The sequence below is a fragment of the Pseudomonas sp. 05N431 genome, from assembly GCF_056397005.1.
On the sequence record NZ_JBFTMN010000008.1, the window covers coordinates 51,442 to 64,699 of the forward strand.

The window sequence follows — 13,258 nt, forward strand, 5'->3', positions numbered from 1 at the left end:
AGGAGCCGCTATGAACTCCAGTCGACCTTATATGGTCCGCGCGCTCTACGAGTGGATTGTGGACAACGATTGCACCCCGCACCTGCTGGTCAATTCCGAATATCCGTCGGTGCAGGTGCCGCAAGGCTTTGCCAGCGACGGACAGATTGTCCTGAACGTATCGCCTGCGGCGGTGCGTCATCTGCACATGGACAACGATGCGGTCAGCTTTGAAGGGCGCTTCGGTGGCGTGCCGCATACGCTGTATGTGCCTATCGCTGCGATCCTCGGCATTTACGCCCGGGAGAACGGTCAAGGCATGGTGTTCGATCTGGAATCGCCTATGGAGGACGAGGAAGAGATCGAGCCGGATGATGATCTTCCACCACCCGACAGCGAGCCGCCGCGTCCCAGCGGCCGGCCAAGCTTGAAGGTTGTGAAGTAATAAAAAAGGCGATCCGCAAGGATCGCCTTTTTTGTTGCGCAGGAGCTGTGGATCAGTCGATGTACTCGAACAGCTTCACAATCTTCTGTACGCCGGAAACGCCCTGCACCAGGTTGGTGGCCTGGTCCGCTTCCTGTTTGGTCAGCAGGCCCAGCAAGTAGACGATGCCGTTCTCGGTCACGACCTTGATGCGTGAGCCCGGGATGCTGGCGTCGGCGATCATCTGGGTTTTGATCTTGGTGGTCAGCCAGGCATCGTTATTGCGGGCCAGTATCGACGAAGGTTGCATCACCTGCAGTTCGTTGTGCACGGTCTTTACCCGCTGAACTGCAGCAGCGGCTTGTCCGGCCAGTTCCTTGAGGTCGGGGCGTGGCGTTTGCCCGGCAAGCAGCACCACACCGTTGAAGCTGGTGACGATGATGCGCGAGCCTTTATCCAGGTCCGGGCTGGCCTTGGCCACGTTCACGCCGACCTTGGTTTCGATCAGGGAGTCGTCGATCTTGCTGCCGAAGGTGCGAGTGCCGCGATCGTCTTCAATGGGGGCGTCGCGGGTCGCGGTGAGTACCGAGGTGCAGCCGCTGATGCCCAGGCTTAGAGTCAAGGCCAGAAGGCCAAGGCGATTAAGGGTCATTCTTCACTCCCGAACAATTGGCTGTCGATCAAGTCGCAAAGACAATGGATCGCCAGCAGGTGGACTTCCTGAATACGTGCGGTGACATTGGCCGGGACGCGTATTTCGACGTCTTCGGGCAATAACAGCGATGCCATGCCGCCGCCATCGCGTCCGGTCAATGCTACGACAATCATTTCGCGATCATGTGCGGCCTGGATCGCTTGAATAATGTTTGCCGAGTTGCCACTGGTGGAAATCGCCAGCAGCACGTCGCCGGGCTGGCCGAGCGCGCGGATCTGTTTGGAGAAGATCTCGTTGTAACTGTAGTCGTTGGCGATCGAGGTAATCGTCGAGCTGTCGGTCGTCAGCGCAATGGCTGGCAGGCTCGGGCGTTCGCGCTCGAAGCGGTTGAGCAGTTCGGAGGAGAAGTGTTGTGCGTCACCGGCTGAACCGCCGTTGCCGCACGAGAGCATTTTGCCTTCGTTGAGCAGGGCGTTGACCATCACCTGGCTGGCTTGCTCGATGTGCGGTGCAAGTACGTCCATCGCCTGTTGCTTGGTATCGATACTGGCCTGAAAAAGCTGGCGAATTCGCGATTGCATGTCCATCTGTGTGACCTTAAGTAGCGCGGCTTGGTGGCACAGCAATGTGCGGCCCGCAAAGCAAAGAGCAAAAGTGTTGAGTGAAGATCGGCCTTGCCTTTGAGCAGTCAGCTGTCAAAGGCGTTCCTTAGCCAGTTCAAATGAGCCGCGCTGCCGTCTATGGCAACTACGTCGAAACGGCAGGGGGAGTTGGCCCAGCGCGACTCGCGCTGCAGAAAATACTGCGCGGCGAGTATCAATTTCTGACGCTTGCGCGCATCGATGCTGCCGAGCGCGCCACCCCATTGGGTGTTTTGTCTGTAGCGGACTTCGACGAATACTACTGTATCGCCGTCAAGCATGACCAGATCAAGCTCGCCGCGTTTACACAACCAGTTCTGCGCCAGGAGGCGCAGACCTTGTTGCTGGAGATGCTTGAGCGCCTGGCTTTCAGCATCTCGACCGCTTTGTTGGCCTGACCTGTCGGGCATCAGCGTGGTGTGTCAGGCAGGCGTTGAACCTGGCCGTTGATGAACTGTGCCCACGGCAGCTGACGTTGAATGCGTTGCGAGGAGGTCATGCTCAGGGTGCCCGACTGACCTTCGATGGAGCTGTCTGGCAGTGCCTTGAGTTGGCCCAGGCGCGGTGCCAGGCGATAGGCGTCGACACCCATTGCGTAGAGACGGCCCAGGCTGCCTGCGGCTTGTGGCCATTGAGCGGTCACTTGTCTGCGCAACGGATCGTTGGCGTCCAGCAGCCATGGGGTTTCGCAGAAGCGAATGCCGTTCATGTCGTTGTACTGGTTCTGGTCGCCGCTGGCGCTGAACACGTGGGACGTGGCGTAAACCGGTACGTCGCCTGCGTATTGGAAGTTCAGCGTTGGCTTGATCTGCTGGGCTTGCTGGGGTGTCGAGGCGAGGAAAATGAACTCGATATCCTGACGGCGCGAAGGCTGTGCAGCGACTTGCGAGCCTACGGTGCTTTGCAGGCTCTTGGCGCGACCTTCGCTCTGGCGCAGCTGGAACAGGTCGGCGATTTGTTGAGCCAGGGCTACTGGCTGATCAACGCGTTCAATGCCCACGACGGTACCGCCGTTGGCTTCCCAATCCTGGCGGAAGGCTTTAAGCACGCGATCGCCCCATTCGCCTTTCGGCACCAGGGCGGCGGCGCGGTGCAGGCCGTCGGCGCGTGCCCGACGGGAAACTTCGCGGGCTTCGTCTTCGGCAGCCAGGCCGAACTGGAACAGTTGGGCCGGACCTTGCTCGCCTTCGCTGTAGTTCAGCGCCAGCGTGGTGATCGGCAATTGCGGGCGAGTGCTGAGTTGTTTGACCAGCGGTTTTTCCAGCGGGCCGATGACCAGTTGCACGCCGTCGGCTTGTGCCTTGCGATAGAAGTCGTCCAGCGAGGTCAGGTGCGAGCTGTCATAGAACTCGATGGCAGGCGGCTTCTGTCCGGCTTGTTGGGCCTGGTAGTGAGCGGCCATGAACCCTTCGCGCAGTGCCTTGGCGACCGACGCCAGCGGACCGTCTTGTGGCAGCAGCAGGCCGATCTTGCTGACCGGTTGGCTGGCCAGTTCCTTGAGCTTGGTCAAAGGCAGTGGCAGCACCAGTGCGGCCGGGTGTTTAGGGTGCTGTGCGCGCCAGTTGTCGATAGCGGCCTGCTGCTGTTCCAGCGTAGCGGCGTTTTTCACCGCCACCGCCAGGCTCATCCAGCCGCCGAGGTCGTCGGTGGTGATGGGTTGCAGTTGGTCGGCCGGCAGGGACGAAATGAGTGCCCAGATGGCCTCGTGGTTTTTGCTGGCCGCGTCATCCTTGAGCAGTGGGGCGATAAAGATGCGCTCGCGGGCGGCGGCCAGGGTCTGGCCGTCGGCTTCAAGGGCGCGGGCATGGACGGTGCCGGTGCGCACTTGTTGCTCGACCGGCATCTCGCCCAGGTGTTGCAGGCTCGGATGGCTCAAGGCGGTCAGTGCGGCCTTGGGCTGGTTGCGAGTCAGCGCCAGTTCGGCGGCCAGGGTGCTGGCGAACACCTGTTGGCCGGGTTTCAACTGGTCCATCGGGACCTGCTGAAGAATTTGTGCAGACTGGCCGGCATTTCCCTGGCGGTAGGCCAGGTCTGCTGCGCTCAGGCGAAACAGGGCGGCTTTCTCCGGCGTTTTGCTGGAGGTAGCCTGTTCGAGCAGTTGCTCGATACTGGCATCCGTAGTCCGTGGAAGTTCGCCAAGGCTGGAGGAGGGCGAGCTGGCGCAAGCCGCCAACAGAGCAGCGAGGCAGAGGGCAGAGAACAGCCGCAGGCAAGCGATCATGTAATGTTCCTGATACTCGATCAAATTAGCGTGGAATTGTACCCAAGCGCTGGCCGGGGCGCGATGTTACTGGCGTGAAACCTTCAATTTAGGTCGTGTAAATGTTACGGCGATCAACAAAAGGGCGTGGAGCAAGATGATCGCTGCGCGCATTCAAGGCACTTCTACGCGCTACAATGCCGGTTTTACCGATCATGAGGTGTGCGCTTTGACTGCTCCAGGTGCTTTGAATTCCGTTGCTGGCTCGCTATATGTGGTGGCGACGCCCATCGGCAACCTGGATGACATCAGTGCGCGGGCGCTGAAAATCTTGCGTGACGTGTCGCTGATCGCGGCTGAAGACACTCGTCACTCCTTGCGGTTGCTGCAGCATTTCGGGATCGCCACGCCGCTGGCGGCGTGTCATGAGCACAATGAGCGCGATGAGGGCAGTCGCTTCATCACGCGCTTGCTGGCCGGCGACAATGTCGCGCTGATTTCCGATGCGGGAACGCCGCTGATCTCTGATCCGGGTTATCACCTGGTGCGGCAGGCGCGGGCGGCAGGTATCAATGTAGTACCGGTTCCCGGTGCTTGCGCGTTGATCGCTGCGTTGTCTGCGGCGGGGTTGCCATCTGACCGGTTCATCTTCGAAGGCTTTTTGCCGGCCAAGGCGGTGGGGCGACGTGCGCGCCTGGAGTCCATAAAGGAAGAGCCGCGTACGCTGATCTTTTACGAAGCGCCGCACCGGATTCTCGAATGCTTGCAGGACATGGAGCTGGTGTTCGGTGCCGAGCGTCCGGCGCTGCTTGCTCGCGAGCTGACCAAAACCTTTGAAACCCTCAAGGGGCTGCCGTTGGCCGAATTGCGGGCATTCGTCGAAAACGATAGCAATCAGCAGCGCGGCGAGTGTGTGGTGTTGGTGGCCGGCTGGTCGGCACCGGAGAGTGAGGAGGCGGTGAGTAGCGAGGCGATGCGTGTTCTCAATCTGCTGCTCGAAGAAATGCCGCTCAAGCGTGCCGCGGCGTTGGCGGCGCAAATTACCGGTGAGCGCAAGAACGTTCTCTATCAGGTCGCCCTGGATAAACAGAAAAGCGAGTAAAAACGCGGGTTGCAGGGCGGCCAAAGGCTTTTATCGCTTGTTCTTCGGGCGCTCTGCCGTTAACCTTTGCGGCGGAGAGTCGATTGGACAGTCGCTGCCCTCTATGAAAATTAGGGGGGGGAGGAAAGTCCGGGCTCCATAGGGCGAAGTGCCAGGTAATGCCTGGGAGGCGTGAGCCTACGGAAAGTGCCACAGAAAATAACCGCCTAAGCACTTCGGTGCCGGTAAGGGTGAAAAGGTGCGGTAAGAGCGCACCGCACGACTGGCAACAGTTCGTGGCTAGGTAAACCCCACTTGGAGCAAGACCAAATAGGGTCCCAAGGCGTGGCCCGCGCTGGGACCGGGTAGGTTGCTAAAGATGTCCAGTGATGGCCATCGTAGACGAATGACTGTTCAAGACAGAACCCGGCTTATAGATCGACTCTCCACCTTTTTGTTCCTTCGGCTTGAATTTTTGGCGGAAGGACGTGGTAATACTGATTCGCCCTCTGCTGAGCCCTTGGCAGAGGCTCCGTACAGTAGTGATTACCTTCCTGCCTGAATCAGTGGCAGAAGGGCTTCGTAATACCGATTAGCCAGCGCTTGAACCGTTAGTCGCATCACCCGGGTAGTGGCCAATTCCCTCCCTGCTTGAATCAATAGCAGAAGCGCTTTTGTAATACCGAAAAAATCTTACTCTTAACAAATCACTTTAACTTCTGAACGTAGCCTTCAGTGCTGCTTCAAGTTATTGAGCCAAATCATCCGCCAAATACTCGTAACCCCTTCTTTTACAGCGCTAAATCTCCGATCTGTAAGGGTTTTCCTTCAATCCGCGCCTTGACGGTGTGGTGGGCGCATTCCTATAGTGTGCGCAAGTGGCGGAAAGTGGCATGAAGTGGGTTTTTTAAGCGTAAAACGCTAAAATTTGGAGAAACGCTGACGTGTTTCGCGGAGCTAACGCTATCAGTCTCGATGCAAAAGGCCGTCTCGCCATGCCGAGCCGGTATCGTGACGAGCTCGTTTCGCGAAGTTCCGGGCAATTAATTGTCACAATTGATGCCGTTGATCCTTGTTTATGTGTTTACCCGCTCGATGAGTGGGAGCTGATTGAAACCAAACTGCGCGCACTGCCTTCGCTTCGCGAAGAGAACCGCCGCTTGCAACGTTTGCTGATTGGTAATGCCGTCGACCTCGAGCTCGATGGCAGTGGTCGTTTTCTGGTTCCACCGCGTCTGCGCGAGTACGCCAAATTGGATAAGCGCGCGATGCTGGTAGGCCAACTGAACAAGTTCCAATTGTGGGACGAGGATGCCTGGGATGCGGTTTCTGCTGCTGACCTGGCTGCTATTCAACAACCGGGCGCCATGCCTGATGAACTGCGTGATTTGATCCTGTGACTATTGATAGCGGCTTTAACCACATCACCGTACTGCTTGACGAAGCCGTTGAGGCTCTCGCCGTACGCCCTGATGGCTGCTATCTGGATGGCACGTTCGGGCGCGGCGGGCATAGCCGCCTGATTCTCAGTCAGCTCGGTCCCGATGGTCGGTTGCTGGGATTCGACAAAGATCCTCAGGCGATTGCCACCGGGCAAACGCTAGCGGCCGAAGACGGCCGCTTTGTCGTTGTGCAGCGCAGCTTTGCCGAGCTCGGTTCGGAAGTTGCCGAACGCGGTCTGGCCGGCAAGGTCAGCGGCGTTCTGCTCGACCTGGGCGTCTCATCGCCACAGCTCGACGACCCGGAGCGTGGCTTCAGTTTTCTCAATGACGGCCCGCTGGACATGCGCATGGACCCGTCTCGCGGGATCAGTGCGGCAGAGTTCGTCAACACCGCACCCGTCGAAGAAATTGCCCGCGTGTTCAAGGAATACGGCGAAGAGCGTTTCTCCGGCCGTATGGCCCGTGCCGTGGTCGAGCGTCGTGATATCAAGCCCTTCGAGCGCACTGGCGATCTGGCTGAAGTCCTGAAAGTCGCCAACCCTGCCTGGGAAAAGGGCAAGAACCCGGCTACCCGTGCGTTCCAGGGCCTGCGAATTCACGTCAACAACGAGTTGGGCGATCTTGAGACCGGTCTCGAAGCCGCGCTTGAAGCCCTCGAAGTGGGCGGTCGCCTGGTGGTGATCAGCTTCCACTCGCTGGAAGACCGCATCGTCAAACAGTTCATGCGCAAACTGGTCAAGGGCGAAACCGATAACCTGCCGCGCAACCTGCCGGTACGTTTCGAAGCCTTTGTGCCGAAAATCAAGATCCATGGCAAACCGCAGTTCGCTGGCGAAGCCGAACTCAAAGCCAACCCTCGTTCCCGTAGCGCCGTCATGCGTGTCGCGGAGAAACTTCGGTGAGCAAGCTCTTCGCCAAGCCACTTCCAGGCGGAAGCTTTTTCATGCTGCTGCTTTTTGTCGCCGTATTGGTCTCCGCGATCGGAGTTTCCTATAGCGCTCACTGGAACCGCCAGTTACTGAACTCGCTGTACAACGAGTTGAGTGTGCGCGACAAGGCGCAGGCAGAGTGGGGCCGGTTGATTCTCGAGCAGAGCACCTGGACCGCCCACAGCCGTATCGAAGTATTGGCCACCGAACAACTGAAGATGCGCATTCCCGGCGCCGCTGACGTACGGATGGTGGCGCCATGATGAAACTCGAAGGGGCACTCTTTCCTTGGCGGTTTCGTGTGGTGCTCGGCTTGCTGGGCGTCATGGTGGCCGCCATCGCGTGGCGCATTGTCGACCTGCAGGTGATCGACCGTGACTTCCTGATTGGTCAGGGCGATGCGCGCAGTGTTCGACACATCCCGATTCCGGCTCACCGTGGTTTGATCACCGACCGTAACGGCGAGCCGTTGGCCGTGAGTACCCCGGTCACCACCCTGTGGGCCAACCCCAAGGAAATGCAGCTGGCCAAGGAAAAGTGGCCGGCACTGGCGATTGTGCTGGGGCAGGACCCTAAAGTACTGGCCGAGCGACTCGAAGCTCAGGCGAATAAAGAATTCATCTATCTGGTGCGCGGGCTGACCCCCGAGCAGGGCCAGGTCGCGCTCGATCTGAAAGTACCGGGCGTTTACGGCATCGAAGAGTTCCGGCGTTTCTACCCGGCCGGCGAAGTCACCGCGCACATGGTCGGCTTTACCGACATCGATGACCACGGGCGTGAAGGCGTGGAGTTGGCGTACGACGAATGGCTGGCCGGTGTCGCTGGCAAGCGTCAGGTCATCAAGGACCGGCGCGGCAGACTGATCAAAGACGTTCAAGTGACCAAAAACGCCAAGGCCGGCAAGCCCTTGGCGTTGTCGATTGACCTGCGTCTGCAATACCTGGCGAACCGCGAGCTGCGCAACGCGATCATCGAGAACGGCGCCAAGGCTGGCAGCCTGGTGATCATGGACGTCAAGACCGGCGAGATCCTCGCCATGGTCAACCAGCCGACCTACAACCCGAACAACCGTCGCAACCTGCAACCGGCGATGATGCGCAACCGCGCCATGATCGACGTGTTCGAACCGGGTTCGACCATGAAAGCGATCTCCATGAGTGCCGCGATCGAAACCGGGCGCTGGAAACCGAGCGACACCGTCGAGGTGTACCCGGGCAGCTTGCAGATTGGTAAGTACACCATCAAGGACGTATCGAAGACCGAAGGCCCGGTGCTCGACCTGACCGGCATTCTGATCAACTCCAGTAACGTCGGCATGAGTAAGGTCGCGTTCGATATCGGCGGCGAAACGATTTTCCGCCTGGCGCAGAAAGTCGGCCTCGGTCAGGACACCGGCCTGGGCTTCCCGGGCGAGCGCGTCGGCAACCTGCCGAACTACCGCGAATGGCGCAAGGCCGAGACGGCCACGCTGTCGTACGGCTACGGTATCTCGGTGACCGCGATTCAACTGGTCCACGCCTTCTCGGCGCTGGCCAACAACGGCCGTATCGCACCGCTGACCCTGATCAAGACCGACAAGGCCGCGCAAACCACCCAAGTGATTCCGGAAGCCGTGGCGAAAACCATGCAGGGCATGTTGCAGCAGGTGATCGAAGCGCCGCGCGGTGTATTCCGTGCGCAAGTGCCGGCCTATCACGTCGCTGGCAAGTCCGGTACTGCACGTAAGACATCGGTGGGCACCAAAGGCTACGCCGAGAACTCCTACCGCTCGCTGTTCGCAGGTTTTGGTCCCATGAGCGACCCGCGCTACGCGATCGTCGTGGTTATCGATGAACCGAGCAAGGCCGGCTACTTCGGTGGTCTGGTTTCGGCGCCGGTGTTCAGCAAAGTGATGTCCGGGACCCTGCGTCTGATGAACATCACGCCGGACAACCTGCCGCCCACCCAGCAAGCCAACGCGGCGCCGGTTACCCCTGTTAAAGCCAATGGAGGGCGTGGCTGATGTCGCTTAGCCTGAACAAGATTTTCGCCCACGCCGGCCGTGATCTGTTGATTCGCGAACTGACCCTGGACAGCCGTAATGTCCGCGCTGGTGACCTGTTTCTGGCAGTTCCAGGCGCTAAATTCGACGGTCGTACGCACATTGCCGACGCCTTGCAACGTGGCGCCGCCGCAGTCGCCTACGAAGTCGAAGGCGCGACCGTCCTGCCGATTACCGAAGTACCGCTGATTCCGGTCAAGGGTCTGGCTGCGCAGTTGTCGGATATTGCCGGGCGTTTTTACGGCGACCCGAGCCGTAACCTGAACCTGATTGGCGTGACCGGCACCAACGGCAAGACCAGCGTGACCCAACTGGTCGCACAAGCGCTGGACCTGTTGGGGCAGCACTGCGGCATTGTTGGCACCCTGGGCACCGGTTTCTACGGCGCACTGGAAAGTGGCCTGCACACCACGCCGAACCCGATTGCAGTACAGGCAACCCTGGCCGACCTGAAAAAGGCTGGTGCCAAAGCCGTGGCCATGGAAGTGTCCTCCCACGGTCTGGATCAAGGGCGCGTGACGGCACTGGCGTTCGATGTGGCAGTGATGACCAATCTGTCGCGCGATCACCTGGATTATCACGGGACCATGCAAGCTTACGGCGAGGCCAAGGCCAAGCTGTTTGCCTGGAACGACCTGAAGTGCCGGGTGATCAACCTCGACGACGCGTTCGGTCGGCAACTCGCGGCTGAAGAGGCTGAGTCGCGCCTGATCACTTACAGTCTCGAAGACACCAGTGCCTACCTCTATTGCCGTGAAGCGCAGTTCGACGATGAAGGCGTGCGCGCCACACTGGTGACGCCGCAGGGCGAACACCATTTGCGCAGCGCTTTGCTCGGCCGCTTCAACCTGAGCAACGTACTGGCCGCTGTCGGTGCCTTGCTCGGTCTGGATTACGCACTGGATGAAATCCTTCACGTACTGCCGCAACTCGAAGGCCCGGCCGGTCGCATGCAGCGTCTGGGCGGCGGTACTCAGCCGTTGGTGGTGGTCGACTACGCCCATACCCCGGATGCGCTGGAAAAAGTCTTGATGGCTCTGCGTCCACACGCCAAGGGCAAATTGCTCTGCCTGTTCGGTTGCGGCGGTGACCGCGATCGCGGCAAGCGTCCGCTGATGGCCGAAGTGGTCGAGCGTCTTGCCGACGGCGTGCTGGTCACCGATGACAACCCGCGCACCGAAGACCCTGCACAGATTTTCGACGACATCCGCGCCGGTTTCACGGCGGTGGATAACGTCCGTTTCGTCGCCGGCCGTGGCCAGGCGATTGCCCAGTTGATCGCCGGCGCCAGCGCGGACGACGTGATTGTGCTGGCCGGTAAAGGTCACGAGGACTATCAGGAAATCAACGGCGAACGCCATGATTTCTCCGATCTGGTGGAGGCCGGCCGTGCCTTGACCGCGTGGGAGGTGGCCCATGCTTAAAGCCTTGAAATTGAGCGAAGTCGCGAGCCCATTGGCCGGCCGTCTGCTGACTGCCGACAGCAGCTTCGATGGCGTCAGCATCGACAGCCGGGCGATCAAGCCGGGCCAGTTGTTTGTTGCCCTGACCGGGCCGCGTTTCGATGGTCACGACTACCTGAACGACGTCGCTGCCAAAGGCGCGGTCGCGGCCCTGGTCGAGCGTGAAGTGACGAACTCCACGTTGCCGCAGTTGCTGGTTAAGGATACTCGTCAGGCCCTTGGCGAACTCGGCGCGCTGAATCGTGCGGCGTATTCGAACCCGGTTGCGGCAATCACTGGTTCCAGCGGCAAAACCACGGTCAAGGAGATGCTCGCGAGCATCCTGCGCACGCGGGGGCCGGTACTGGCGACCCGTGGCAACCTGAATAACGACCTCGGCGTTCCGCTGACCTTGCTCGAACTGGCCGCGGAACACACCGCAGCGGTCATCGAACTGGGTGCTTCGCGGATCGGCGAGATTGCCTACACCGTCGGCATGACCAAGCCACATGTGGCAGTGATCAACAACGCCGGAACCGCCCACGTCGGCGAGTTCGGCGGGCCGGAAAAAATCGTTGAAGCCAAGGGCGAGATTCTCGAAGGGCTGGACGCCGATGGCGTCGCCGTTCTGAACCTCGACGACAAGGCTTTTGATATCTGGAAGAAGCGCGCCGCCGGTCGCCAGGTGCTGAGCTTTGCCCTGAACGACAGCCGTGCCGATTTCCATGCCAGCGATCTGGCTCGTGACGCTCGCGGTTGCCCGTCCTTCACGCTGCACAGTCCGCAAGGCGTCGAACAGGTTCAGCTGAACCTGCTTGGCAACCACAACGTTGCCAATGCCCTGGCCGCCGCGGCTGCCGCCCATGCACTGGGTGTGTCGCTGTTCGGTATCGCGACGGGGCTGAATGCGGTGCAACCGGTCAAGGGTCGTGCCGTGGCGCAACTGGCGACCAATGGCATGCGTGTTATTGATGACTCTTACAACGCGAACCCCACCTCAATGTGCGCCGCCGTTGATATACTCGCCGGCTTTTCCGGCCGCACCATTCTGGTGCTCGGGGATATTGGCGAGTTGGGCGAGTGGGCGGAGCAGGGGCACCGCGACGTTGGCGCGTACGCCAGCGGCAAGGTTTCCGCGCTTTACGCTGTTGGCCCGATGATGGCGCATGCCGTCGCAGCCTTCGGTGAGCAGGCTCGTCACTTTACCAATCAGGCTGATCTGATCGCGGCGCTGGGCACCGAACACGATACAAACACCACTATTTTGATCAAGGGCTCGCGAAGCGCTGCGATGGAAAACGTCGTTGCGGCTTTGTGCGGTTCGAGCGGGGAGAAACATTAATGCTGCTGTTGTTAGCGGAGTATCTGCAACAGTTCTACAAAGGCTTCGCGGTCTTTCAGTACCTGACCCTGCGCGGGATTCTCGGTGTGCTGACCGCGTTGTCGTTGTCGCTGTGCCTGGGTCCCTGGATGATCCGCACGTTGCAGAACCGCCAGATCGGCCAGTCTGTCCGTAATGACGGCCCGCAATCGCACTTGTCCAAGTCGGGCACTCCGACAATGGGCGGCGCACTGATTCTGACCGCCATCGGCATCAGCACCTTGCTCTGGGCAGACCTGCACAACCGCTATGTCTGGGTCGTGTTGCTGGTCACCCTGCTGTTCGGGGCCGTGGGCTGGGTCGACGATTACCGCAAAGTCATCGAGAAGAACTCCCGTGGCTTGCCGAGCCGCTGGAAATACTTCTGGCAGTCGGTGTTCGGCCTGGGCGCGGCGATCTTCCTTTATATGACTGCACCAAGCGCGGTTGAAACGACCTTGATCGTGCCGATGTTCAAAGACGCCAGCATCGCACTCGGCATTGGCTTCGTGGTCCTGACCTACTTCGTGATCGTCGGCTCCAGCAACGCGGTCAACCTGACCGACGGCCTCGACGGCCTGGCGATCATGCCAACCGTGATGGTCGGCGGCGCGCTGGGGATCTTCTGCTACCTGTCGGGTAACGTGAAATTCGCCGAATACCTGCTGATTCCTTATGTACCGGGCGCAGGTGAGCTGATCGTATTCTGCGGCGCGTTGATCGGTGCCGGCCTGGGTTTCCTCTGGTTCAACACCTACCCGGCTCAAGTCTTCATGGGCGACGTCGGCGCACTGGCGCTGGGCGCGGCTTTGGGCACCATCGCAGTGATCGTTCGTCAGGAAATCGTCCTGTTCATCATGGGCGGTGTGTTCGTGATGGAAACCCTGTCGGTGGTCATTCAGGTTGCCTCTTTCAAGCTGACCGGTCGCCGCGTGTTCCGCATGGCACCGATTCACCACCACTTTGAACTCAAGGGCTGGCCCGAGCCACGCGTGATCGTCCGTTTCTGGATCATCACCGTGATTCTCGTACTGGTCGGCCTTGCCACCCTGAAGCTGAGGTAG

Annotated in this window: 13 protein-coding genes and 1 other RNA gene; 10 read left to right on the forward strand and 4 right to left on the reverse strand. The window is 59.9% G+C overall.

Annotated elements, in window-relative coordinates; translation table 11 throughout:
* The first annotated feature begins 10 nt into the window (after window positions 1-10).
* Window positions 11-424, forward strand: a complete 414-nt coding sequence (locus tag AC1DIG_RS15595) for a ClpXP protease specificity-enhancing factor (RefSeq protein ID WP_477768015.1) — start codon at window positions 11-13, stop codon at window positions 422-424.
* A 52-nt stretch (window positions 425-476) separates the two neighbouring features.
* Here AC1DIG_RS15595 and AC1DIG_RS15600 read toward each other — a convergent pair whose 3' ends face one another.
* From AC1DIG_RS15600 to AC1DIG_RS15615, 4 genes are all read right to left on the reverse strand, one after another.
* On the reverse strand, window positions 477-1,055 hold the full coding sequence (locus tag AC1DIG_RS15600) for a BON domain-containing protein (RefSeq protein WP_123425021.1): 579 nt from the start codon (window positions 1,053-1,055) through the stop codon (window positions 477-479).
* Window positions 1,052-1,645, reverse strand: a complete 594-nt coding sequence (locus AC1DIG_RS15605) for a phosphoheptose isomerase (RefSeq protein ID WP_007904374.1) — start codon at window positions 1,643-1,645, stop codon at window positions 1,052-1,054. The genes AC1DIG_RS15600 and AC1DIG_RS15605 overlap by 4 nt, the downstream gene beginning before the upstream one ends.
* Before the next feature lie 101 nt (window positions 1,646-1,746).
* Window positions 1,747-2,109 carry a YraN family protein gene (locus AC1DIG_RS15610; protein WP_477768016.1) on the reverse strand — a complete coding sequence of 121 codons (363 nt, stop codon included), beginning with the start codon at window positions 2,107-2,109 and terminating at the stop codon, window positions 1,747-1,749.
* The gene (locus AC1DIG_RS15615) at window positions 2,109-3,920 is read right to left on the reverse strand and encodes a penicillin-binding protein activator (protein ID WP_477768017.1); all 1,812 of its coding nucleotides are present in this window, start codon (window positions 3,918-3,920) and stop codon (window positions 2,109-2,111) included. Before AC1DIG_RS15615 ends, AC1DIG_RS15610 begins: the two co-directional genes overlap by 1 nt.
* A gap of 208 nt (window positions 3,921-4,128) precedes the next feature.
* Here AC1DIG_RS15615 and rsmI point away from each other — a divergent pair, with 208 nt between their 5' ends.
* From rsmI to mraY, 9 genes are all read left to right on the forward strand, one after another.
* Entirely contained in the window at window positions 4,129-5,001 is an 873-nt protein-coding gene (gene rsmI / locus AC1DIG_RS15620) for a 16S rRNA (cytidine(1402)-2'-O)-methyltransferase (RefSeq protein ID WP_477768135.1), read from the forward strand.
* A gap of 75 nt (window positions 5,002-5,076) precedes the next feature.
* Window positions 5,077-5,430, forward strand: an RNA gene (rnpB, locus tag AC1DIG_RS15625) — RNase P RNA component class A.
* Window positions 5,431-5,924: 494 nt separating this feature from the next.
* Window positions 5,925-6,380 (forward strand): division/cell wall cluster transcriptional repressor MraZ, encoded by a 456-nt coding sequence (mraZ, locus tag AC1DIG_RS15630; protein WP_019693566.1) that lies wholly within the window; start codon window positions 5,925-5,927, stop codon window positions 6,378-6,380.
* Window positions 6,377-7,324: a 16S rRNA (cytosine(1402)-N(4))-methyltransferase RsmH gene (rsmH, locus tag AC1DIG_RS15635; RefSeq protein ID WP_427533294.1), complete on the forward strand. Its 948-nt coding sequence runs from the start codon at window positions 6,377-6,379 to the stop codon at window positions 7,322-7,324. Before mraZ ends, rsmH begins: the two co-directional genes overlap by 4 nt.
* Window positions 7,321-7,614, forward strand: coding sequence for a cell division protein FtsL (gene ftsL / locus AC1DIG_RS15640; RefSeq protein WP_019693564.1), 294 nt, complete (start codon window positions 7,321-7,323; stop codon window positions 7,612-7,614). The genes rsmH and ftsL overlap by 4 nt, the downstream gene beginning before the upstream one ends.
* On the forward strand, window positions 7,614-9,353 hold the full coding sequence (locus AC1DIG_RS15645; RefSeq protein ID WP_477768136.1) for a peptidoglycan D,D-transpeptidase FtsI family protein: 1,740 nt from the start codon (window positions 7,614-7,616) through the stop codon (window positions 9,351-9,353). Before ftsL ends, AC1DIG_RS15645 begins: the two co-directional genes overlap by 1 nt.
* Window positions 9,353-10,816, forward strand: coding sequence for a UDP-N-acetylmuramoyl-L-alanyl-D-glutamate--2,6-diaminopimelate ligase (locus AC1DIG_RS15650; RefSeq protein WP_477768018.1), 1,464 nt, complete (start codon window positions 9,353-9,355; stop codon window positions 10,814-10,816). The genes AC1DIG_RS15645 and AC1DIG_RS15650 overlap by 1 nt, the downstream gene beginning before the upstream one ends.
* Window positions 10,809-12,176, forward strand: a complete 1,368-nt coding sequence (locus tag AC1DIG_RS15655) for a UDP-N-acetylmuramoyl-tripeptide--D-alanyl-D-alanine ligase (protein ID WP_477768019.1) — start codon at window positions 10,809-10,811, stop codon at window positions 12,174-12,176. Before AC1DIG_RS15650 ends, AC1DIG_RS15655 begins: the two co-directional genes overlap by 8 nt.
* Window positions 12,176-13,258 carry a phospho-N-acetylmuramoyl-pentapeptide-transferase gene (gene mraY / locus AC1DIG_RS15660; protein ID WP_427533291.1) on the forward strand — a complete coding sequence of 361 codons (1,083 nt, stop codon included), beginning with the start codon at window positions 12,176-12,178 and terminating at the stop codon, window positions 13,256-13,258. Before AC1DIG_RS15655 ends, mraY begins: the two co-directional genes overlap by 1 nt.